The sequence below is a fragment of the Cupriavidus sp. CER-90 genome (assembly GCF_057652055.1).
Genome location: NZ_JBYGYM010000001.1, coordinates 511,194 through 533,482 on the forward strand (window position 1 = coordinate 511,194; position 22,289 = coordinate 533,482).

The following is a 22,289-nucleotide window of genomic DNA, read 5'->3' on the forward strand; positions in this document are numbered from 1 at the left end:
CTTGCGCGGGAGGCAACGCATGTCGCAACATCCGCAACATCCGCAGCAACCCTCGCCGGCCGGCCCGCAGTGGCCGGTCATGTCGATGGCCGAGGCGCACGCCCGGCTGACCGCCTCCGGGGCGCCGTTCGAAACCGAGACGCGTGTGATCCGGGGCATTCCTACCACGGTCTGGAAGAATGCCCCGCCCACGCTGCGCGACCTGTTCCTGGTGGCCGCGGGCTGGGGCGAAAAGACGTTCGTGGTCTACGAGGACGAACGGGTCAGCTATCGCGCATTTGCGCTGGCCGCCACCGCGCTTGCCCACCAGCTGGTGCGCGACGGCGTGCGCAAGGGCGACCGCGTGGCCGTGGCCATGCGCAACCTGCCCGAGTGGCCCGTGGCGTTCTATGCCGGGCTGCTGACGGGCGCCATCGTCACGCCGCTCAATGCCTGGTGGACCGGCCCCGAACTCGAATACGGCCTGTCGGATTCGGGCAGCCGCATCGCCATCGTCGATCACGAGCGGCTTGACCGCATCCTGGAGCACCTGCCGAACTGCCCCGCGCTGGAACGCATCTATGTGTCCCGGGCGCCGGCTGACGCCACGTTCGACGACCCGCGCATCGTGCCGCTGGCGTCGGTGATCGGCGAGTCCGGCGCCTGGCCGTCGCTGCCGTCGCAATCGCTGCCGCTGGTGCCGCTCGACCCCGAAGACGACGCCACGATCTTCTATACGTCGGGCACCACGGGCAAACCCAAGGGCGCCGTCGGCACGCATCGCAACGCCTGCTCCGTGGCCGTCTGCGCGCAGTTCAGCCCGCTGCGCAACCTGCTGCGGCGCGGCGAGCCGGTGCCGGAGCCGAATCCCGATGCACCGCAGAAGGCCGCGCTGCTGGCCGTGCCGTTCTTCCATGTCACCGGCTGCATGTCGGTGCTGAACGGGGCGCTGGCCAGCGGCGGCAAGATCGTGCTGATGTATCGCTGGGACACGCTGCGCGCAATGGAACTGATCGAACGCGAGCGATGCACGTCGGCCGGCGGCGTACCGACGATCGCCTGGCAGATCATCGAACATCCGCGGCGCGACGAATTCGACCTGTCGTCGCTCGAAAACGTCCACTACGGCGGCGCGCCGGCATCGCCCGAGCTGGTGCGCCGGATCCAGGCGGCCTTTCCGAACGCCGCGCCCGGCATCGGCTGGGGCATGACGGAAACCTCCGCCACGTTCACCAGCCACAGCGCCGACGAGTACATTCACCGGCCGGACGCCAGCGGCCCCGCGCTGCCGATCGGCGAGATGAAGATCGACGATGGCTTCGGCAATGCGCTGCCGCCGGGCGAGATCGGCGAACTGATGGTGCGCGGCGCCAACGTCGTGCGTGGCTACTGGAACAAGCCCGAGGCCACGGCAAAGACCTTTGTCGACGGGTGGCTGCACACCGGCGACGTGGCGCGGCTGGACGAGGAAGGCTTTCTCTACATCGTCGACCGCATGAAGGACATGCTGATCCGTGGCGGCGAGAACATCTACTGCATCGAGGTGGAAAGCGCGTTGTATGCGCATCCGGCCGTCATGGATGCGGCCGTGGTCGGCATTGCGCACCGGACGCTGGGCGAGGAGCCGGGCGCCGTGGTCAGCCTGAAGCCGGGCGCCCGGGCCACCGAAGCGGAGCTGCAGGATTTCGTGCGCCAGCAGCTGGCCGCGTTCAAGGTGCCGGTGCGGATCATCGTCCGCGACGACATGCTGCCCCGCAATCCGAATGGCAAAATCCTGAAATCGAACCTGCGCAAGCTGTTCGAATAGGAAGGCCGGCGTCGCACCGCTCGGCGACGCCGCGAGGCTGTCACTTCACAGGAATCGGCGTCCCGGCAGGCACCGGGACGGCCGTCACCGCGTTCTGCGGGCTGCCGCTGACGATGCGGTCCGAATAGGTCAGGTAGACCAGCGTATTGCGCTTGCGATCCACCGCGCGCACCACGTGCAGCGTCTTGAACAGGATCGACATGCGTTCGGAAAACACATCTTCCTGCGCCTTGAGCGGGCCCTTGAACGCGATCGTCCCCACCTGCCGGCAGGCAATCGACGCCTCGGGCGGGTCCTCGGCCATGCCGAACGTGCCTTTGATGCCGCCGGTACGGGCCCGCGACACGTAGCATGTCACGCCATCCACCTGCGGATCGTCGTAGGCCTCGATCACGACCTTGTCCGACCCCGTCACCCGGAAATTGGTCGAAACGCTACCGATTTCCTCGGCATGGGCGGCAACCAGCAGCGTGGCCAGGCCACATGCCAGCCCAGCCGCCAGCACAATACGCAACGGCCTCGGCGTCATTCGGTGGTCGCCCCCTTGATCTCGTCGTGGCGGCGCTCCATTTCCTGGCGCAGCGCACGGCGTTGCCGGGCGGCTTCGAAACGCTGGCGCTCCACCTCGTCGCGCGGCTGCAGCGGCGGCACTTCGGCCGGCGTGCCGTTGTCGTCCACGGCCACCATCGTGAAATAGCAGCTGTTGGTGTGGCGAACCACCTTGCTGCGGATGTTCTCGGTCACCACCTTGATGCCGATTTCCATCGAGCTGCGGCCCGTGAAGTTCACCGCCGCCAGGAACGTCACCAGTTCGCCGACGTGAATCGGCTGGCGAAACACCACCTGGTCAACCGACAGCGTCACGACATACCGTCCGGCGTAGCGGCTCGCGCACGCGTAGGCCACCATATCCAGGTACTTGAGGATGGTGCCGCCGTGGACGTTGCCTGAAAAATTGGCCATGTCCGGCGTCATCAGCACGGTCATGGACAGCTGGTGGGACAGATCATTCATCGCAGAAAATCCAGAAATCGAGCATGAGGCGCGGGCAGTGTAACCCGCTGGGCCGGGTCATGGCATATCGGAAGCGCGCGATTTCCGCTGCGAAGCAGCAAAACAGTCTGAATACCCTGCGGGACAAATAAAAAAAGCGGCCCCGCAGGCCGCTTTCTGTACTTCCGTACTTCTGTACTTCTGTAACGCTCCGGACGCGATGCGCTTACTTCTTCTTGTTCACGGCGTCCTTGAAACCCTGGCCGGCCGAGAACTTCACCGTCTTGGCGGCCGGGATCTTGATCGTTTCGCCGGTGCGCGGATTGCGACCGGTACGTGCAGCACGCTTGCCCGAGCTGAAGCTGCCAAAACCCACCAGCGTAACCGAGTCACCCTTCGCAACTGCCTTCTTGATACTGTCCAGCGCAGCGTTCAGCGCGCGCTCGGCGGCGGCGTTGCTGAGTTCTGCTTCCGCGGCGATGGCCGATACCAGTTCACCTTTATTCATGGCTGATTTCCCTTGTTTGGTCGTCGTCACCGGACTTTTGCCAAGTGGCAAAAGTCCGATCGGCGCAGTCTAATCTGCCCTTTACGGCTTGAGCAATCCCCAGTGGCACCGATGCAACGAAAACTGCCGGAAATCGTTCTCCGACAAGACTTAGCGGGGTTTTTACCCCTCTGTTTTTCGAATCGGCACATCACATTTGAGGATCAGGACGTATCGGACGGCGCACTTTATGAAACCGGCAGATTATTGCCGATTATTGACCCGACTGCGCAATTTCCGCCTTCCGATTTGCCGAGGCTGGATGGCCAGCCCGCTACGCGCATTTTCGGGGCATCGCGGCGCCATGCACCAATCAGGGTCCACTCGCGCACTGACATGCGTCTTTTTGGCGCACGCATGCCCCACGATCGCCCCACCCTCGCCTGCTCCGTGCCGTCTGCCGGGGTGCGCCGACAGCGTGACGGGTGCGGGGCGCCCAGATTTGGCGCGGCATTCCCCGTTTTGCGCCCAAAACTGGAACGCTAATTGCTTATCCGTGCTCCCATTTTGAGCATGAGGTAACGATGGAGAACCTGAAGACAGGCACGGATGCCTTGTTCATCCTGCTGGGCGCGATCATGGTGCTGGCAATGCACGCGGGGTTCGCATTTCTGGAACTTGGCACGGTTCGCAAGAAGAACCAGGTCAATGCACTGGTAAAGATTCTGGTCGATTTCGCGGTGTCGACACTGGCCTACTTCTTCATCGGATACACCATCGCCTATGGGGTCCAGTTCTTTGCAGGCGCGGAGACGCTGGCCGAGAAAAATGGCCACGAACTGGTGAAGTTCTTCTTCCTGGCTACGTTTGCCGCCGCCATTCCGGCGATTATCTCGGGCGGCATCGCGGAACGCTCGCGCTTCAATCCGCAACTGATGGCGACCTTCGTCCTGGTGGGCTTTGTCTATCCGTTCTTCGAAGGCATCGTCTGGAACAACCGCCTGGGCGTGCAGGACTGGCTGGCTTCGGTAACGGGCGCACCGTTCCACGACTTTGCCGGTTCGGTGGTCGTGCACGCGGTGGGCGGCTGGATCGCCCTGCCCGCCGTGTTGCTGCTGGGCGCCCGCCGCGGCCGTTATCAGAAGGATGGCCGCATCAGCGCGCATCCGCCATCGAACATCCCCTTCCTGGCGCTGGGCGCCTGGGTGCTGGCCGTGGGCTGGTTCGGCTTCAACGTGATGAGCGCGCAGACCATCGACAAGATTAGCGGCCTGGTGGCCATCAATTCGCTGATGGCGATGGTCGGCGGCACGCTGGCGGCCTGGGCGGCTGGCCGCAACGACCCGGGCTTCTCGTACAACGGCCCTTTGGCCGGACTGGTGGCGGTCTGCGCAGGCTCCGACATCATGCATCCGCTGGGCGCGCTGGTGACTGGCGCCGTGGCGGGCGTGCTGTTCGTCTATCTGTTTACGCTGGCCCAGAACAAATGGCATATCGACGATGTGCTGGGTGTCTGGCCGCTGCACGGCCTCTGCGGCGCCTGGGGCGGCATTGCCGCGGGCATTTTCGGCAGCCGCCTGCTGGGTGGGATGGGCGGCGTGTCGCTGGTGTCGCAAGTGGCCGGCACGCTGATGGGGATCGTGGTCGCGCTGGTTGGCGGCACGGTGGTCTATGGCACGCTGAAGAAGCTGGTGGGCATCCGCCTGGACCCGGAAGAGGAGTTCAACGGCGCCGACCTGACGCTGCACCGCATCTCGGCCACGCCGGAGCGTGAAACCAACTGGTAAACCACGGATTTGCAGGGCATTGTGGAAAAAGCGGCCGGGCATTAACCCGGCCGTTTTTACTTGGCGCGCAAAAAAGATTGACTTGAACTTTCGCGCGCGAGCGCCCAATAATGCCCTTGCCGTTTCCTCAAACGCCGACACAGGCGTGCCTTGTGATCCTGACATTATCGACAGCATGCTTTCGTTTTCGCTGTCCCTGTTTTTCCTGCCCGTAAATCACAGGAGTATGTTCATGGATACCACCTCGCTGCAAAGCATCCGCGAAGTCATTTACAGCTACGCCACCATATTCGGCGTGAAAATCCTGGCCGCGCTGGCGTTCTGGGTGGTGGGCCGCTGGCTGATTCATTTCGTGGTACGGCTCGTACAGAATTCGCTTGCCAGGCAAAGCGTCGACCCCACCCTGCTGCGCTATGTCGGCTCGATCGTCACCGTCACGCTGAATGTCGTGCTGGTGATCGGCATCCTGGGCTACTTCGGCATCCAGACCACCACGTTCGCGGCGCTGATCGCGGCGGCCGGCGTAGCCATCGGCATGGCGTGGTCCGGACTGATGTCGAATTTCGCTGCTGGCGCGTTCCTGGTGGTCCTGCGTCCGTTCAAGGTGGGCGACTTCGTGACCGTGGGCGGCGTGACCGGCACGGTGCGCGAAATTGGCCTGTTCGCCACGTCGCTCGATACCCCGGACAACGTCCTGACCGTGGTCGGCAACAACAAGATCTTCAGCGACACGATCCAGAATTTCACGGCCAATCCGTACCGGCGCGTGGAACTGAAGGCCCAACTGGCCGGCACCACCGACGCCGTGGCAGCCATCGCGCTGCTCAAGGAAAAACTGGCCGCCATCCCGAACGTGCTGGCCGAACCGGCGGTCGATGTCGAGATCCTGGAATTCACGCTGGTGGGGCCGGTGCTGGCGGTACGCCCGTACTGCCACAACGACCACTACTGGCAGGTGTACTTCGACACCAATCGGACCATCCGCGACAGCTTCGGCGCGGCCGGCTTTGCCGCCCCGATGCCGGCGCAGATGGTGGTCATGCAGAACGCCCCGGCCGTGCCGTTGACCCAGCCGGCCAACCAGGCCGCCTGAGCCGCGAGCCCGGCGCGCCCGGGACCATCGGCCTGGCCGATCACCCGGGCTGGCGCATGCCGGCCCGCCCGTACAGACGCAGCAGCACGGCGCCGCTGCCGCAGACCGCCATCACCACGGCCAGCGGCAGCGCCGTGCCGTCGTGCCAGACGCTGACCGCCGCACCGGCCAGCGTGCCGAAACCGAACTGAAGCGTGCCCATCAGGGCAGACGCCGTGCCGGCCCGATGGCTTTGATGCGCCAGGGCCAGCGCCGAAGCGTTGGGCGTGATGCATCCCAGCCCGGCCAGGAACACGAAGAAGCAGCACAGCAGCACCGGCAGCGACGCCACGCCCAGCAGCGTGGCCGCCGCCAGCGTCAGGCCCGCCACGCATGGCGCGATCAGCGCGACGCGCAGCACATCGTCCAGCGCGCGGGCGCGCACCAGCCTGGCGTTGACCTGCGACATCGCGATCAGGCCAAATGCGTTGGCCCCGAAAACAAAGCCGTAGTGGGAGGGATCGATGCCATGCAGTTCGATCAGCACGAACGGCGAGCCCGCGATATAGGCGAACATCCCGCCCTGCACGCAGCCGGCGGACAGCGAGTACCCCAGGGATTCACGGTCGCGCAACAGCTCCCAGTAGCCGCGCAGCACCGTGCCGGGATGCAGCGTGCGGCGGCGCTGCGGATCCAGCGATTCTTCCATGCGCGCATGGATCAGCCACAGCAGCAGCACGGCCGCGCCGCAGTGAATCCAGAAGATCGCCCGCCACCCCGTGGCCGCCAGGACGGCCCCACCGATCAGCGGCGCCAGGATCGGCGCCAGCCCCATCACCAGCATCAGCGACGAAAAGGCCCGCGCGGATTCGCGTGCCTCGAGGCGGTCGCGGATCACCGCCCGCGAGACCACCAGCCCGGTGCAGCCGCCCAGCGCCTGCAGGAAGCGCCAGACCATCAGCGACTCCACGCTCGACGCCAGCGCACAGCCCGCGGCGGCCACGCCATAGATCGTCAGGCCCGCATAGAGCGGCGCCTTGCGCCCGAAACGGTCGCTGACCGGGCCGTAGAACGCCTGGCCGATGGCCAGTCCCACCAGGAAGGTGCCCAGCGTCAGTTGCACCTTGCCGATATCGGTATGAAGGTCGGCTGCCAGCGCGGGGAAGCTGGGCAGGTACATGTCAATGGAAAGCGGTGCGATGGCGGTGAGCGACGCGCAGATCAGCAGCCAGAGCGGAAAGCGCGCGTCGGTGCGCGCGCTTGCGGAGGACGTCATGAAAGGGATCCGGTAAGACAAGCCGCAATTGTTGCATAGCGGGCAAGCCCCTGGCGGCGCGCGCGTCAAGTCACCAGACGTACCGTGGAAAATCCGCCGCAAACCGGCTGCCCGTGCGGCATCACGGGTGGCGCTGCTTTCACGTGTGGCGGCGTGGAGGGTACAATGCGTGCCTGTCGGGACGGATGTCCCCAGACCACGCAGTCAGACGCATCGCGGGAGACGGATCACGGGACCCGTCCCCGGCAACGTTATCCTGCATGACCATACGACATACGCCGTTTATTGCTTCGCTGAGCCTGGTTGCACTCGCAGCCTTGCCGTCGTTGCCCGCATGGGCCGCGCCTGGCAAGCCGCCCGCCATGGCACCGGCTTCGTCGCCCGCGCCCGTGGCGATCGACGAAGCCGAGGCCCTGTCACGCATGCTCAAGGGCGCGGCCACCGGACAGAACACCGGTGCGGCCGGCGTTCCCGAACTGCTGCGCAATACCAATCGCCCGGACAGCGTGCTGGCACGCGCCTGCCGCCAGCTCAACGACATCCTGCCCATCGAGATCGACGGCGAGACGCGCCTGCGCCGCTGCCAGTCGATCCCGGGCAAGCACGTGCTCTTCCAGCTGGAACTGACCAACTTCCGCGGCCCGATGCTCGACCTGGCCAGCTTCGAGGTGAATTACGCCGCGCCGCTCCAGCGCAACATCTGCGCCAACCGCGACGTGGAAATCCTGACCAAGCTCGGCGTCAGCATGATGTTCCGCTACATGACGCGTAACGACCGCGGCGAACGCCGCGTGGGCGACGTCTATATCAACGCGCCGATCTGCGTGTCGGCGCTGCGCTGAAACGCCCCCCTGAAACGCTCCCGTTTGAAACGGGCAAAAAAAACGGCAGGCCCTGGGGCCTGCCGTTCTTGATGGTGCGGACCGACGGTCACGCCACCCTTGGCCGCAATGGCAGCACGTTGGGGGCGCGGCGCAGCAACACCCGCGTTTCCTTCCAGGCGGCATCGGCCAGCGGCGACCCCCAGACCAGTTCGTGCAGCTTCGACAGGGCGAACGGATCGCCCAGCAGCACGTGTTTCTGTGCCGCCGACAGCGAACCGGGGCCATGGGTCAGCGCGTGCTGCACCAGCGACGCATGCTGCAGCCTGGCCGGCTCCGGCTGTACCGTACGCGGCGTGGCCGTGGCGCACATCAGCGCGTTGGTCACCGGATCGACCACGGCATCGACGAAGCGCGGCGTTTCCTGGGCGTTTTCCACATGCTGCTGCGTTTCAACGATCTCGCGCGGCACATAGGTTTCCTCGGGGATCATGAACAGGCCCGCGCGTCGCGCGGCACGGCCCAGCGATACGCGCGACAGCATCACCGACAGCGGAATCGACATCGCCAGCGAGCCCACGATCGGCAGCAGCCACCAGATGAAGCCCGGGCTCAGCCAGTACACGCCGGCGCCCCACACCAGGCCCAGCACCGTGTGCCAGCCGTGGCGGCGGAACGCTTCGCCCCAGGTGGTTTCGGCATCCTCGCGCGGGGGCGACTTCCACGAAATGCCCCAGCCGCTGTACGCGGCGATCACGAACTTGGTATGGAACAGCATGCGCGTCGGGGCCAGCAGCGCCGAGAGCGTCATCTCGATCAGCATGCTCAGGAACAGGCGCACCACGCCGCCGTACTGCTTCGCATCCTTGAGCAGCAGGATCACGCTGGCCAGCTTCGGCAGGAACAGCAGCGTCGCCGTGGCCGAAAACAGCATCAGCGCCTTTTCCGGATGCCATTCGGGCCAGGTCGGGAACAGCTGGTATGGCTTGGTGAAATACTCGGGCGGCACCAGCGCATGCTTGGCCAGCGCGGCGGTGGACAGCAGCAGGAACAGCAGCCACAGCGGTGCCGACACATAGGCCATGATGCCGGTCAGGAACACGGCGCGGTGCACGGCGTGAAAGCCCTGCTTCATCCACAGCCGGAAGTTCATCAGGTTGCCCTGGCACCAGCGGCGGTCGCGCTTGACCTCGTCCAGCAGGTTCGGCGGCAATTCCTCGAACGAACCGGGCAGGTCATAGGCAATCCACACGCCCCACCCCGCGCGCCGCATCATGGCGGCCTCGACAAAGTCGTGCGACAGGATTTCGCCGGACAACGGCCCCTTGCCGGGCAGCGGCGCCAGGCCGCAGTGCTCCATGAACGGCTTGATCCGGATGATGGCGTTGTGGCCCCAGTAGTGCGACTCGCCAAGCTGCCAGTAGTGCAGCCCGGCCGTGAACAGCGGACCATAGACGCGCGTGGAGAACTGCTGCACGCGGGCATAGAGCGTGTCGCGGCCCACGGCCAGCGGCGCGGTCTGGATAATGCCGGCGCCCGGGTTGGCTTCCATCAGCCGGGCCAGCGTGGCCAGGCAGTCGCCGCTCATCACGCTGTCGGCGTCCAGCACGATCATGTAGCGGTACTTGCTGCCCCAACGGCGGCAGAAGTCGGCCACATTGCCGGTCTTGCGCTTTACGCGGTGACGGCGCCAGCGATAAAAGATGCGGCCGAAGCCGCCCACGGCACGGCACAGTTCGATCCAGGCGTCGTGCTCGGCGGTGCGCAGGTCAGGATTGCCGCTGTCGGACAGCACGAAGAAATCGAAATGCTGCAGCTCGCCCGTGCGTTCCAGCGACTCGTAGGTCGCGCGCAAGCCCGCGAAGACGCGCGTCACGTCTTCATTGCAGATCGGCATGATGATCGCCGTCCGCGCGGACGGGTCGATCGGCGCATCGCTGGCGGCGCTGCGCGAAATCAGATGCTTGTCACCGCCCTTGAACAGGACCAGGAAGCCCATCATCGCCGTCCAGAAACCGGCCGAGACCCACGAGAACAGGATCGCGAACAGCGTCAGGATGGCCACTTCGAGCGGATCGGCGCCGTGGTACGGCAGCACACGCGACATGAAATACGTGGCCATGACGGTCTGGCCCACCACCAGCGCCAGCAGGAACCAGCGACGGTGCGAACCGGCCGGGTGCCACTTGCCTTCAGCGTCGGGGCCGTCGTGCAGCGTGTCCCAGGTCTCGGGCACGGGCGGGCGGCCCAGCATCTTGCGCCAGGCATTGCGGATGCCGCCCCAGACGATATGTGGCGGCCACTGGCGCGGCACCATCGACGCGCGCTCGGGCTCCGGCCCCGTATGCACGCGCACGGTGCCATCGTCGTTGCGCTGCAGCAGCGGCTGGCCGTCCACCTGCGGGTTGCCATAGGCCATCGCAAAGCGACGGCCCACCGATGCGTAGGTGGGCCCGCCCGGGGCGTTGCCGTGATTCAAATCGGGAGCTTCCTTGTCCTTCGGGTCGCGGCCGGCCAGGCGCGTTTGCAGTTCAATCATGGCCGACGGCACTTCGATACCCTCGGCCGGCACGCTGGACATCAGCGACTTGGGGGTATCGGCCAGCAGCTCGCTACGCAGTTCGGGCGAAGCCGGCAGGCGGTCGACATAGCGCTCGCATGCTGCCGCCGCCTGGGCCGGGCGCTGCTTTAGCCGGGGGGTAAGATGTAGCTCCATGTTTCGGATTGGGTTGTATTGCCGTTGCGAAGGTAGCCGCGCAACTCAACCGGCTTGTTCTCGTCCTTGCGCCGCATGAACATCGTCATGCGCCAGCCACCAGTGGCCTCGTTGCGCTGGACTGTTGTCTTGAGCAGTTCGCCATTGGCGTCCGCCGATACCACGGGGTCCAGGCGCGCCTCTTCGGGCAGCCTCTTGAACGCCGGTCCCTCGAAATCCACCACCAGCGAGAAACTGGTGTCGTCCGCCTTGCGCGTCAGGCCCTGGCCGCGACGCGTCTGCGTGACCCACGACATCGGCGGCAGGTTCTCGCCGTCTTTCTGCCACTTGAGCCGGTACTCGTAGTCGAAAGCCTGTTTCGGCTTGGGCGGGTTGTCCGGCACCCAGAACGCCACGATGTTGTCGTTGGTCTCGTCCGGCGTCGGAATCTGCACCAGCTCCACGCGACCCGACCCCCAGTTGCCCCGGGGCTCGACCCAGCCGCTCGGGCGGCGCTCGTACCAGGAACCGATTTCCTGGTAGTTGTCGAAGCTGCGGTCGCGCTGCATCAGGCCGTAGCCCTGCGGATTGTTCGCGGCGAACGACGTCACGAGCAGGCGCTTGGGATTGACCAGCGGACGCCAGATCCACTCGCCGGTGCCGAGCTGCACCGACAGTCCGTCGGAGTCATGCACCTCGGGGCGGAAGTCGGTGGTGGCCGACGGCTGGTTCTCGCCGAACAGATACATGCTCGTCAGCGGTGCCAGGCCAAGCTTGGTCACGTGCTCGCGCAGGAACAGCCGCGACTTGACCTCCATCACCGTCTCGTTGCCCGGCTTGATGACGAAGCGGTACGCACCGCTCATGCGGCGCGAATCCATCAGCGCATAGATGGTCAGCTGCTTGTCGTTGGCCGACGGCCGTTCGATCCAGAATTCGGTGAAGCGCGGAAACTCCTCGCCGGAGTTCAGCGCCGTATCCACGGCCAGGCCGCGCGCCGACAGACCGTACCACTGGTCCTTGCCCAACGCGCGGAAGTAGCTGGCCCCCAGGAACGACGCCAGTTCGTCCTTGCGCTTGCCCTGCTGGTTCAGCGGGTACATCAGCCGAAAGCCGGCAAACCCAAGGCCCTTGAGCTTGGCGGGGTCCACCTTGTGCGAGCCATAGTTGAACGCCGCGGGATCGAAGCGGAATTCGCGCACGCTGTTGCTGACCACCTCGTTGATCCGCACGGGCTGGTCGAACACCATACCCTCGTGGAAGAACGATATCTCGAACGGCAGGCGCGCTCCGCGCCAGGCAAATCGCTCGGGCTTGTATTCGATCTCGCGATAGCGCTCGTAGGTCAGTTCCTTCAGCTCGCGCGGCAGTTCCTGCGCCTTGGGCGGCTTGTACGGCGATGCCGAGAGCTGGCGCGCACGCGCGGCCACGGTTTCGAAATCGAAGGCGTGGGCGGTCAGCGCCAGCAAGGCCAGCATGCCGCCGCCAATCCAGCGCCCCATCCCTGACATCCGGCCGGATAAGCGGCGCGCTGGCGCGGCGGTCGGGCGTTGGATCGGCAGGAACGACGTCGGATATGCGGACATGAAGGCCGTGGACAGGTTTGGCGGGGAAGCAGGCAGCCGGACGAAGCGGCCGCCCCGGAATACGTCAGGAAACTTCAACGATTGGCTACAGCAAAAGACGGACCAGCGTGCGGCGCACCAGGCGCGGCGCCGATATCAAACATCGGTGCAGTCGCGCCCAACGCAACGTACGCATGTCGAAATTGTTGCAATGCGAGGCGAAACCTTAACAATTCGAGACTTAAAAGTCACGTTTCGTCACGGCAACGTTTGCAACAAAATGTCTCACCTGTCGGCTCGAAGGCGCCTCGCGCGCGGGCTGCGAGGCTGATGTCAAGCATAGGTCATCCATCGGACGGCGCCACGATGGTGCCGTGAGGGTGAAATGGGAGTCCACCCGACGCCGGGCAGGCGACTGCCGGGTGCCGTAGGATCGCCCGGCTGTGCATTCCGATGCACTGCGCTTACAATCGCCAACGTTATCCATCCGCTGTTTCAGCCAAAAGGAATCGTCATGCACGTTCGGCGCCTAACCCGTCCGGCCCTGGCCGCCAGCCTGGGCTGCGCCCTGCTCCTGGGCACCGCGCAACCCGCTTTCGCCTATTTCCAGACGTATCTGTCCGGCAGCATCATTGGCACGCTGACCAAGAAGGAAGCGGCCTCGCTGCAGCAATCCGTCGGAAAGGCGCTCAATAGCACCGAGGACAACCAGGTGGTGGAATGGCACTACCCGGCCGAGAACCGCCGCCAGGCCGTCGATGGCACGATCAGCCCGATCGCCACCAAGACCGACCAGGGCCAGAAGTGCCGCCGGCTCAAGTCCGACCTCAAGCGTGGCAGCGCCACCGAGGCCTGGTCGGGCTGGTTCTGCCAGCAGTCGAACGGCACCTGGAAAGCGCGGCACGTCGAAGACTGAAGCCGCGACAAACCGCCGGTGTCGGCCGCGGTCAGGCATCAGTGCCTGAAGCGGCCTGCTCAGTGGCAGAGGCGCGTCATCAGGTCGCCCGCCAGCGTGCCGGACACCGCTTGCTGCGGCATGCCAGCCTGAGGCCCGCGGATCGTATACAGCGAGTCGCCTCGGGCATAGCGTTTGGCATATAGCGTCTGCTCGATCACGGCATACATGGATGTGGCGCAGTTGAGCACCATGCGCTTGAGCGACGAGCGGATGGTGTCGCCGCTGGCGGTCTTGATCACGCCCGGCGGCGCGTTGTGCACCAGCGCGACGCCCACCTCCGATCCGCGCCGGCGAATCGACGTCTGGTCCAGATAGGAAATCACGCCATTGGCGCCCATCAGCGGCAGCCAGCGTTGCGGGTCGGGCGCCCCCGGATCGGGAGACACCACCTGTGTGCATCCTTCACGCGGCGCGCCACGGAAGATGGTGCCGCCATTGGGCCCCTGGCACTGGTACAGGCCGCTGGCCGCGGCCGCGCGCACAGGCGGATTGGCGAGGGACGGCGCGCCATTGGACTCGGCCTGCGCCGCCATGCTGAAACACGCACCGGCGAGCAGGGCCGTGCGTGCGAACATGCGGAAAAACATCGGGAGGTACCCTCGTAAGGACGGGAAGAAGCCCACGATTTTCGCACAGCACGCGCCCCGGAAGACACCCCGCCGCGCAGGAAAGCGCCTGAAACCGCGCCAAACCGCCATTGGCAACTGGCGGTTTCGCGCGATATTCGCGCCTGGCTTGCGCTGGATCAGTCCCGCCGTCCTTCAGCGTTGCGGCGTCAGCCCTGCTGCTCGCGCCACGCCACCAGGTCGGCGATGGTCAGCACCGGCAGCTGGTACCTGTGCGCGAAGGCCAGCGCCTCGGGGCGGCGCGCCATCGTGCCATCGGGATTCATCAGCTCGCACAGCACCGCCGCGGGCGACAGGCCGGCCATGCGCGCCAGTTCCACCGAGCCTTCGGTATGGCCTCGGCGCTTGAGCACGCCGCCGTCCACGGCGACCAGCGGAAACACGTGCCCCGGGCTGACCACCGCATCGGTGCCGGCATCGTCGGCAATGGCGGCGCGGATCGTCGTGATGCGATCGGCCGCGCTGACGCCGGTGGTCACGCCTTCGCGCGCCTCGATCGACACCGTAAACGCGGTGCCGTACTGGCTGCGGTTGTTCTCGACCATCGGACGCAGACCCAGCTTGCGCACCTTGTCGGCGGTCAGGCACAGGCAGACGATGCCACTGCATTCGCGGATCATCATCGCCATGTTGGCGTGGGTCAGGCGCTCGGCGGCCAGGATCAGATCGGCCTCGTTCTCGCGGTCGTCATCGTCGAGCAGCACGACGGGACGCCCCTCGCGCATGGCGTCCAGCGCCTGTGCGATGCGCTCGGCAAGCGGACGCGGGTCGGCTTCGGCCATGGCAATATCGCCAGAGGGCAGGTCGGAAAGATGGTCTTGATTGAGAGTCAGCATGGGTGAAACGCTCCGTGCAATACAGTTCATGGGCGTTTCAGGGGAACGATCAGCGGCCGTCCGCACAACGCTCCGCCCGCGCGGACGGACAGCGCCGTTCGCGCGTGGGCAGGCCATGCGGATTCCGCCCATCTTCTTTCATCCGGACTATGACCGTCGGCCCTGGCTTCTCACCAGGTCTGCTGACCCCGCACGGGAATGCGGGCGCTCGCGGGCTCGTGGCGCGCCTGTCTTTCGACAGTGGCCACATACCGCCGGTGGGGACTTGCACCCCGCCCTGAAGACGTAACGATGCCGCCGCAGCCTGCAAGCCACGACGGCCGGGCGATGTTAGCACGACTGTGCTTTTCTGGCTGAACTGCGATGTGGAAGGATCTCTCGGCGGCGATCCTGCCGGCTACGGACGGCCTGGCGCCGCCGCCAACGCCTCGAACAGGTCACGGGTCGCATCGTCGGCCGGATAGAAGCACTCGATTCTCAGCTCCTGCAGCGTGACGTCCTGCGGATTGCCCAGCGTGGTCAGCGTGGAAAACAGCGACGCGCGGAAGCGCCCCGCATGCACCACCACCGGCAGCACGGGCGGCAGCGGCCCGTCCGCCGGGTCGTCCTCCACCAGCAGCACGCCGCCCGGCCCTACCAGATCCGGATGCCATTCGGCAATGCGACGAAAGATCTCCCGCGCGGTCTGGTCATGCGCCTGCACCTGCAGCTCCTGCCAGACGCGGCGCAGCAGGTAGCGGCCCACCTGGCGCGCATTTTCCAGCACCGGCCACAGCCCGTTCGGGTCGAACACCGCCAGCATCAGGTTGACGCGTCCGCCTTCACCGTCCAGCGTGGCCGGCTGGCGACTGCCCAGCAGCTGTTCGAGCATGCGCCGGTACGCCTGGTTGGCATCGACCAGATGCCAGAAGCGGTCCAGCACCACGGCCGGATACGGTTCCTGCTTGGCAAGGATCAGCGAGATGGCGTGACGCACCATCTGCATCGCGGGCGCGCCCAGCGCGTTTTCGCTGTAGGCCGGCGCATAGCCGCTGGCCAATAGCAGCCGGTTGCGCTGGCGCAGCGGCACGCCGAGCCGGTCTGCCAGCGCCAGCACCATCTCGCGGCTGGGCCGGGCACGGCCCGATTCGAGAAAACTGATATGGCGCTGGGATACCCCGGCCGCCAGCGACAGCGCCAGCTGGCTGTAGCCGCGCTTGCTGCGCCAGTAGCGCAGGAGTCCGGGAAAGTCGATGGCGGCTTCGGAGCCAGGCGTGAGCGTTTCCATGTGCCGCATTACAGCACATGGCCGGACGTTGCACGACTACCTGCCAGGTAATCGCCGCCATTCAACCGCGCGCACGCCATTCAGACGTCGATCGAACCTCTTTCAGATTCGTCGCATTTCGATTCCGCCCCGTCCCGCCTAGCATGACCACTTTCCCTTTGCCTCCCGCTACCCCGATGCGGGCCGACCATGATCCGTTCCCTTGCCAACAAGACCACGGCCGCGCTGTTCTGCGGCCATGCCGTTCACACCCTGCCGCTCGCCATCCAGCCCGGCGCCATGCGCAAGCTGGCCATGCTGGACGCCGCCGTGTGCCCGCCTGACCTGGCCGCCGCGCCGGCCAACGAACTGGAGCCGATGCGCGGCCGGCGCCGCGGCCTGTGGCGCGTCCGCATCGAGGGCGACTGGCATCTCTGTTTCCGCTTCCTGAACGGCGAAGCCTGGGATGTCGAAGTGGCGCAGTGCCCGGCCGACGAGGAGGACGCATGAGCCTCAAGCGAGACGACCTGTCGCGCAGCGACTTCAGCAGCTACGTCACCGGCGACCCCGTGGCGCCTACCCCGCCCGGCGATATCCTGTTGCATGAGTTCATGGTGCCCAACGCGTTGTCGGCGGGCGCGCTGGCCGTGGCGCTGCGCGTGCCGGTGACAAGGATCGAGGGCATTCTCTGGCGCGAACGCGCCATTTCGCCTGAAACCGCGTTAAGGCTGGCCCGCTTTTTCGGTACCTCGGCCGAGTTCTGGGTGCGGCTGGAAGCGAACCATGCGCTACGCATGGCCCAGGCCTATGCCGGCGCGGCGATCGAACGGGACGTCCAGCCGATCACGGCATGATTCCTGCACACCCATTCGGGTGATGTCTGCGCCACTGCGGCGATGCGGCGTCACATGCGGATGGTATGCTCTGACTTTTCAATTCCCGCGCGCACAGGGCGCGCATCCTGATGGAAATAGCCATACTGCTGGCGCTGATCTTGCTGAACGGCCTATTCGCCATGTCCGAAATCGCGCTGGTGACAGCCCGCAAGGCCCGTTTGCAGCGCCAGATCGAAGCGGGCGACCGCGGTGCCATCGAGGCGGTCAAACTGGGCGAGGACCCGACCCGCTTCCTGTCCACGGTGCAGATCGGCATCACGTCGATCGGCGTGCTCAACGGCGTGGTCGGTGAATCGACGCTGGCCGCCCCGCTCGCCGTATGGCTGCAAGGCTTCGGTATCTCGTCCACCACGGCGGGCTACATGGCCACCGCCATCGTCGTCGCGGGCCTGACCTATTTCTCCATCGTGCTGGGCGAACTGGTGCCGAAGCGCCTGGGCCAGATGGCACCGGAAACCATCGCCCGCCTGGCCGCGCGCCCGATTTCGATCCTGGCCGTGGCGTCCACGCCGTTCGTCAAGCTGCTGTCCGGCTCCACGCAACTGGTGCTGCGCATGCTGGGCGTGAAGTCCGATCGCGGCCCGGCCGTGACCGAGGAGGAGATCCACGCGCTGCTGGTGGAGGGCTCCGAAGCCGGCGTGATCGAACGCCACGAGCACACGATGGTGCGTAACGTGTTCCGGCTGGACGACCGTCAGCTGGCCTCGCTGATGGTGCCCCGGGGCGACGTGGTCTACCTCGACGTCGAGTCCTCCGAGGACGAAAACCTGCGCCGCATCGAGGAATCGGATCATTCGCGCTTTCCCGTGGTGCGCGGCGGCATGCATGACATCCTTGGGGTGGTCAGCGCGCGCCAGCTGCTGGCCCGCCGCCTGCGCGGGGAAAAGGCCGACCTGACCGCCGTACTGCAGGCCGCCGTGTTCGTGCCGGAAAGCGTGACCGGCATGGAACTGCTGGAGAACTTCCGGTCGTCGGGCGGCCAGATCGCGTTCGTGATCGACGAATACGGCGAGGTCCTGGGCCTGGTCACGCTGCAGGACCTGATCGAGGCCATCACCGGCGAGTTCAAGACGGAAACGGCTGGCGAGGAATGGGCCATCCAGCGTGACGATGGCTCATGGCTGCTGGACGGCCTGATCCCGATCCCGGAACTCAAGGACCGCACGGGCCTGCGCGCCGTCCCTGAAGAAGACAAGGAACGCTATCACACGCTGTCTGGCATGCTGCTGCTGTTGCTGGGCCGCTTGCCGCAAACGGCCGATACGGTCCAGTGGCACGACTGGAAGTTCGAGATCATCGACATGGACGGCAAACGCATCGACAAGGTGCTGGCCTCCAGAGTGCCGCCGGAAGACGGCCCGGAGTCCGAGACCACCGGCTGAGACCGGCCGACAAAATGAAACAACAACGGGCGCACCATGCGCCCGTTGTTGTTTGCTGTTGTTGTTTGCCCTTTTTCTTTGCCCTTTTTCCTTGGCGGGACGGCCATCACGGCCGACTTCGGGCGCCATTGCGCGGCCGCCTTTTATCGCCAATCGCCCTCGATGGTCAAGATAACAAAGGTAGCGACAATTGAGAGCGTTGTTTGAAATCAAAACGTGTGCGCCGCACGCGCCACGCCAACATCGGCGTTCTCCGAAATTGTTCGTCACTGCCGTATGATCTCAGCTATGCGGCGCGACAACTAAGTAGTACCACTTAGATGACGGGCCGCGTCATCATAAAAATAATGAAAACGAGCGCGCTTGTCGGATGTGGAACGCGCGCCTTCACGCATGAACGGGAATGCAGTCCGATGTATCGCGGGCGGCCAATGCACAAATGAACTCGCTGCCAGCACGGGTAATAGATGGATCCTGACACCAAAGACACGCCGACGCCCGGCGTCGGTGGTAGCGGGTCACCTGCCGACCCACCCTCCAAGGCCATCCAGCCGGTGTCCTTTCTGGCCGCGCTGGAAGAACACCGCGCGCACTTCGGTCCGGCCCACCTGCTGGCGGTGATGGTGATCCGGCTCGACCGCTTCGCCCACGCCTGTGAAAGCATCGGGCCGCAGCGCGCGCACGACCTCCGCGCCCAGGTGAAGTCCCGCGTCACTTCGGTGACCAGCATGCCGGTGGCCATGCAATGGCTGGGGCCGGCCGATCTTGGCGTGGCCTGCGTGTTGCCCGACGGCGCCGAAAGCGCCCATTCGCTAAGCGAGGTCGTGGCCGGCCAGCTCGGCCGGCCCTTCCAGGTGGGCGGCTTCGAAGCGTACCTGTCGTGCAGCATCGGCAGTGCCGTCGACGAGCCCGACACCGGCACCGAACGGCTGCTGCAGCAGGCTTTCGACGCCATGCTGCAGGTCAACCGTCGGGGTGGCGCCGGCATCGGCACGGCCAGCCGCCCTGCCACGCCGCGCATGGCAACACTGCTGGCGGCATTACCCAGCGCCATCGAACGTGGCGAACTGAGCCTGCAACTGCAGCCGCGTGCGTCGCTGGCCACCGCCGCGATCACCGCCTATACGGTGCGTCTGCGTTGGCAGCACCCGGTTCTGGGTCGCGTGGCGCCGCAAGACTTCCTGCCGGCCGCCGAAGCCCTGGGTCTGATGAATGTGATTGGCGGCTGGACGCTCCAGCAGTTGCTGCAGCTGTTGCGCGATACGGCAAAGCTGGGGCCCCTGCAGTTCACGCTGCTGGCCACCAGCTCCCAGCTTCAGGCCGATGACACGATCTGCATGCTGCGTCGGGCCATCGACGCCCATCACGTCAGGCCTGGACAGATCTGCGTCGAGGTGCCGGTCGATATCGTGCCCCCCGCCGAGGCAACCGACAAGGCCCGGCGCCTGCGCGATGGCGGCGTGGGTATCGCGCTGGCGGACTTTACCGATTCGGCGGCCAGCCTGCGGGCGCTTTCACTGGTGCAGCCCGATATCGTGACGCTCGACGCGCGCCATCTCGGCCATGCCAGCCAGAAGCCCGACATGGCGGCAAGCCTGCGCCGGGCCTGCGAGTGGGCCAAGGCGCGCGGGGTGGCGGTCTGTGCCAAGGGCGTGGAAACCCAGGCGCAGCTCGATGTGATCCGCAGCTGGGGTTGCGACACCATGCAGGGCTTCCTGCTGGCGCAACCGTTTCCGGCACCGTGGCTCATGCAGACGCACGCCGCCGTCACCGAACGTGCCCGCCTGCTGCTCAAGCCCTGAGCCGCGAAGCCCCAGGTGCCGCTGTCGGGCTTTGTCTGTCAGACATCTTCGTAGCGCCAAATAGGCACACATCCTGCATCGGCGGGGATCGGGGCGACGATACACTGTGCCCACTTCTTACTATCCCCCGAAAGGAGCCTCTGATGAAAAAAGGATGGATCTGGTGCGTGCTGGTTGCCACGCTGCTCGCAGGCTGCAACACGATGTCCGGTCTGGGGCAGGATGTCCAGAAGGGTGGACAGAAGCTTGAGAATTCGGCCGAGAAATCGAAGTAATTTCCCATTTCGTCATCGCCACCACCCCGCGATGCATGCAAGGGCGCCAGTGGCGCCCTTGTTGCTTTGCAGTGTTCTCGCCCGCCATCGCGCCGGCTTTGTAATTCTTACCGCCAGCGCCGTCTCACCGCCTTGACTCAGGGTTTGCGCAGTTGCGCCGCCTCTTCGGCCAGCCTGCGAATGCGCGCCCAGTCCCTGGCTGCCACGGCGTCCTTCGGCACCACCCACGAGCCACCTACGCATACCACATTGGGCAGCGCCAGGTAGGTGGATGCCTTGGCCAGGTCGATGCCACCCGTCGGGCAAAACTTCAGTTGCGACAACGGGCCGTGCAGCGATTTCAGCATCGGCACGCCACCGGCAGCCTCCGCCGGGAAGAACTTCAGGAACGAAAACCCGCACTCCAACGCAAACATCGCCTCGCTGGCCGTCGCCACGCCCGGCAGCAGCGCCATGCCGGCGCCCTGGGCGCCATCGGCCAGCTTCTGCGTAAGCCCCGGCGACACGGCGAACTGCGCGCCGACGTCACGCACCGCGCGCAATTGTTCGATCGTGAGCACCGTGCCGGCACCGACCACAGCCTGCGGCAACGCCTTGGCCACGGCCTCCATGGCCTGCAGCGCCACCGGCGTGCGCAGCGTGATTTCCAGCATCGGCAGGCCGCCCTCGACCAGGGCTTCGCTGATGCGCAGCGCATCGTCCACCGAGTGGTATTCGAGCACCGGAATCACCGGCACGTTGGTCAGGCGTTCGATCAGCGGAGAAGGTTGGATTTGCATGACAGTATTCACAATGTTCATTGTCCTGAGCCGTCAGACCCGGGATGCCCGGGCCGGTTCAGGCGATGACCGAAACGCCCCGCTCCAGGCGGGCCAGCACCGTTTCGGCGGTGGGGATCGGCGCCACCGCGCCGTAGCCGGTGGTCGACAGCGCCGCCGCCACGTTGGCATAGCGCGCGGCCTCGAACGGATCGGCGCCCGCGGCCAGACGCGCCACGAAGCTGCCGCCAAAGCAGTCGCCCGCGCCCGTGGCATCGAGCGGCCGGACCGGATACGGCGCCACCAGCGTGCGCGACTCGGGCGTGGCCACGTAGCTGCCCTCCTCGCCCAGTTTCAGCGCCACCACCTTCACGCCGCAGGCCAGCAGGTGGTCGACGATCGCATCGCGGTCATCCAGGCCGGTCAGCACGGTGATGTCGTCCCAGCTCGGCAGGCAGATATCCGTCATCGAGAACGCCTCGCGCATGATGCCGCGCGCCCGCGCCAGCGACCACAGGCGCAGCCGCAGGTTGGTGTCCAGCGACACCTGCACGCCCGCCTTGCGCGCATGCTCCATCGCCGCCAGGCCGGCGTCGCAGGCCGACGTGCTGATGGCCAGGCTGATGCCCGACAGGTGCAGATAGCGCGCCTGCGCAATGGCCGCCAACGGCAGCTGTTCGTGGTGATACCGGCTGGCCGCCGACCCTTCGCGCAGGTAGTCGAAGCGATGGCCGTGATTGTCGTGGGAAACGAAATAGACGCCGGTGGGGGCCGCGGCATTGATGCTGACGTGCCGCGTGTCCACCCGCTCGTGCGTCCACAATGCCAGCAGCCGCTCGCCAAAGCTGTCGGCGCCCACGGCGCTGATGTAGCCGGTGCTCGCGCCCTGGCGCGCGGCGGCAATCGCAAAGTTGGAGGTGTCGCCGCCAAAACCCTGCAGGTAGCGGGCCGGATCATCGGGCTGCTGGTTGAACTCGACCAGCGGTTCGCCGTAGGCAAGGATGTCGATACTCATGAACGCGCGCCTC

At 65.8% G+C, this 22,289-nt stretch carries 21 protein-coding genes and 1 riboswitch; of the genes, 10 read left to right on the plus strand and 11 right to left on the minus strand.

The genetic code is table 11. The features are described from left to right. The first annotated feature begins 19 nt into the window (after positions 1 to 19). Positions 20 to 1,786 carry a class I adenylate-forming enzyme family protein gene (locus AC24R4_RS02280; protein WP_400395403.1) on the plus strand — a complete coding sequence of 589 codons (1,767 nt, stop codon included), beginning with the start codon at positions 20 to 22 and terminating at the stop codon, positions 1,784 to 1,786. 40 nt (positions 1,787 to 1,826) lie between these two features. Here AC24R4_RS02280 and AC24R4_RS02285 read toward each other — a convergent pair whose 3' ends face one another. The 3 genes from AC24R4_RS02285 to AC24R4_RS02295 form a co-directional block, all read right to left on the minus strand. Next, a complete protein-coding gene (locus AC24R4_RS02285; protein WP_400395402.1) occupies positions 1,827 to 2,315 on the minus strand; it encodes a CreA family protein in 489 nt (162 codons plus the stop codon). Further along, positions 2,312 to 2,800: an acyl-CoA thioesterase gene (locus AC24R4_RS02290; protein ID WP_066740443.1), complete on the minus strand. Its 489-nt coding sequence runs from the start codon at positions 2,798 to 2,800 to the stop codon at positions 2,312 to 2,314. Before AC24R4_RS02290 ends, AC24R4_RS02285 begins: the two co-directional genes overlap by 4 nt. A gap of 205 nt (positions 2,801 to 3,005) precedes the next feature. Further along, complete coding sequence (locus AC24R4_RS02295; RefSeq protein WP_008651272.1) at positions 3,006 to 3,287, minus strand: HU family DNA-binding protein; 282 nt, start codon at positions 3,285 to 3,287, stop codon at positions 3,006 to 3,008. A gap of 563 nt (positions 3,288 to 3,850) precedes the next feature. Here AC24R4_RS02295 and AC24R4_RS02300 point away from each other — a divergent pair. Both AC24R4_RS02300 and AC24R4_RS02305 read left to right on the plus strand, forming a co-directional pair. Continuing rightward, positions 3,851 to 5,053 (plus strand): ammonium transporter, encoded by a 1,203-nt coding sequence (locus AC24R4_RS02300; protein WP_400393958.1) that lies wholly within the window; start codon positions 3,851 to 3,853, stop codon positions 5,051 to 5,053. Between the two features lie 232 nt (positions 5,054 to 5,285). Continuing rightward, a complete protein-coding gene (locus AC24R4_RS02305; RefSeq protein ID WP_400393956.1) occupies positions 5,286 to 6,146 on the plus strand; it encodes a mechanosensitive ion channel family protein in 861 nt (286 codons plus the stop codon). A 40-nt stretch (positions 6,147 to 6,186) separates the two neighbouring features. Here the strand turns inward: AC24R4_RS02305 and AC24R4_RS02310 are convergent, their stop codons facing one another. Continuing rightward, positions 6,187 to 7,401: a Bcr/CflA family multidrug efflux MFS transporter gene (locus tag AC24R4_RS02310; protein ID WP_400393955.1), complete on the minus strand. Its 1,215-nt coding sequence runs from the start codon at positions 7,399 to 7,401 to the stop codon at positions 6,187 to 6,189. Between the two features lie 260 nt (positions 7,402 to 7,661). Here AC24R4_RS02310 and AC24R4_RS02315 point away from each other — a divergent pair, with 260 nt between their 5' ends. After that, positions 7,662 to 8,243 carry a hypothetical protein gene (locus tag AC24R4_RS02315; RefSeq protein WP_487522136.1) on the plus strand — a complete coding sequence of 194 codons (582 nt, stop codon included), beginning with the start codon at positions 7,662 to 7,664 and terminating at the stop codon, positions 8,241 to 8,243. An 88-nt stretch (positions 8,244 to 8,331) separates the two neighbouring features. Here the strand turns inward: AC24R4_RS02315 and mdoH are convergent, their stop codons facing one another. Beyond that, the gene (gene mdoH, locus AC24R4_RS02320; RefSeq protein ID WP_400393952.1) at positions 8,332 to 10,938 is read right to left on the minus strand and encodes a glucans biosynthesis glucosyltransferase MdoH; all 2,607 of its coding nucleotides are present in this window, start codon (positions 10,936 to 10,938) and stop codon (positions 8,332 to 8,334) included. After that, positions 10,911 to 12,428 carry a glucan biosynthesis protein G gene (locus AC24R4_RS02325; protein WP_153948071.1) on the minus strand — a complete coding sequence of 506 codons (1,518 nt, stop codon included), beginning with the start codon at positions 12,426 to 12,428 and terminating at the stop codon, positions 10,911 to 10,913. The genes mdoH and AC24R4_RS02325 overlap by 28 nt, the downstream gene beginning before the upstream one ends. A gap of 568 nt (positions 12,429 to 12,996) precedes the next feature. Between AC24R4_RS02325 and AC24R4_RS02330 the strand changes: the two genes are divergently transcribed. Next, the gene (locus AC24R4_RS02330) at positions 12,997 to 13,398 is read left to right on the plus strand and encodes an RT0821/Lpp0805 family surface protein (RefSeq protein WP_153947981.1); all 402 of its coding nucleotides are present in this window, start codon (positions 12,997 to 12,999) and stop codon (positions 13,396 to 13,398) included. A gap of 59 nt (positions 13,399 to 13,457) precedes the next feature. On the opposite strand, the gene AC24R4_RS02335 is transcribed toward AC24R4_RS02330, so the two are convergent. The 3 genes from AC24R4_RS02335 to AC24R4_RS02345 all read right to left on the minus strand — a co-directional run bounded on the left by AC24R4_RS02335 (position 13,458) and on the right by AC24R4_RS02345 (position 16,169). Next, positions 13,458 to 14,027, minus strand: coding sequence for a surface-adhesin E family protein (locus tag AC24R4_RS02335; RefSeq protein WP_487522137.1), 570 nt, complete (start codon positions 14,025 to 14,027; stop codon positions 13,458 to 13,460). A 188-nt stretch (positions 14,028 to 14,215) separates the two neighbouring features. Further along, positions 14,216 to 14,902: a 3,4-dihydroxy-2-butanone-4-phosphate synthase gene (ribB, locus tag AC24R4_RS02340; RefSeq protein ID WP_487522138.1), complete on the minus strand. Its 687-nt coding sequence runs from the start codon at positions 14,900 to 14,902 to the stop codon at positions 14,216 to 14,218. Positions 14,903 to 15,028: 126 nt separating this feature from the next. Then, positions 15,029 to 15,191, minus strand: a riboswitch (FMN riboswitch). Between the two features lie 108 nt (positions 15,192 to 15,299). Then, on the minus strand, positions 15,300 to 16,169 hold the full coding sequence (locus AC24R4_RS02345; RefSeq protein ID WP_400396806.1) for a helix-turn-helix domain-containing protein: 870 nt from the start codon (positions 16,167 to 16,169) through the stop codon (positions 15,300 to 15,302). Between the two features lie 189 nt (positions 16,170 to 16,358). Here AC24R4_RS02345 and AC24R4_RS02350 point away from each other — a divergent pair, with 189 nt between their 5' ends. From AC24R4_RS02350 to AC24R4_RS02370, 5 genes are all read left to right on the plus strand, one after another. Continuing rightward, positions 16,359 to 16,658: a type II toxin-antitoxin system RelE/ParE family toxin gene (locus tag AC24R4_RS02350; RefSeq protein WP_487522139.1), complete on the plus strand. Its 300-nt coding sequence runs from the start codon at positions 16,359 to 16,361 to the stop codon at positions 16,656 to 16,658. Then, positions 16,655 to 17,002, plus strand: coding sequence for a HigA family addiction module antitoxin (locus tag AC24R4_RS02355; RefSeq protein ID WP_153947986.1), 348 nt, complete (start codon positions 16,655 to 16,657; stop codon positions 17,000 to 17,002). The genes AC24R4_RS02350 and AC24R4_RS02355 overlap by 4 nt, the downstream gene beginning before the upstream one ends. Positions 17,003 to 17,112: 110 nt before the next feature. Then, a complete protein-coding gene (locus AC24R4_RS02360; protein ID WP_400397253.1) occupies positions 17,113 to 18,426 on the plus strand; it encodes a hemolysin family protein in 1,314 nt (437 codons plus the stop codon). Between the two features lie 467 nt (positions 18,427 to 18,893). Next, the gene (locus tag AC24R4_RS02365; protein ID WP_487522140.1) at positions 18,894 to 20,228 is read left to right on the plus strand and encodes a GGDEF domain-containing phosphodiesterase; all 1,335 of its coding nucleotides are present in this window, start codon (positions 18,894 to 18,896) and stop codon (positions 20,226 to 20,228) included. Between the two features lie 143 nt (positions 20,229 to 20,371). Continuing rightward, a complete protein-coding gene (locus AC24R4_RS02370; protein WP_066740471.1) occupies positions 20,372 to 20,503 on the plus strand; it encodes an entericidin A/B family lipoprotein in 132 nt (43 codons plus the stop codon). 137 nt (positions 20,504 to 20,640) lie between these two features. Here AC24R4_RS02370 and AC24R4_RS02375 read toward each other — a convergent pair whose 3' ends face one another. Together AC24R4_RS02375 and AC24R4_RS02380 are read right to left on the minus strand one after the other, a co-directional pair. Continuing rightward, positions 20,641 to 21,282, minus strand: coding sequence for a bifunctional 4-hydroxy-2-oxoglutarate aldolase/2-dehydro-3-deoxy-phosphogluconate aldolase (locus AC24R4_RS02375; protein WP_400394181.1), 642 nt, complete (start codon positions 21,280 to 21,282; stop codon positions 20,641 to 20,643). Positions 21,283 to 21,340: 58 nt separating this feature from the next. Beyond that, positions 21,341 to 22,276, minus strand: coding sequence for a sugar kinase (locus AC24R4_RS02380; protein ID WP_400394179.1), 936 nt, complete (start codon positions 22,274 to 22,276; stop codon positions 21,341 to 21,343). Between the last annotated feature and the right edge of the window lie 13 nt (positions 22,277 to 22,289).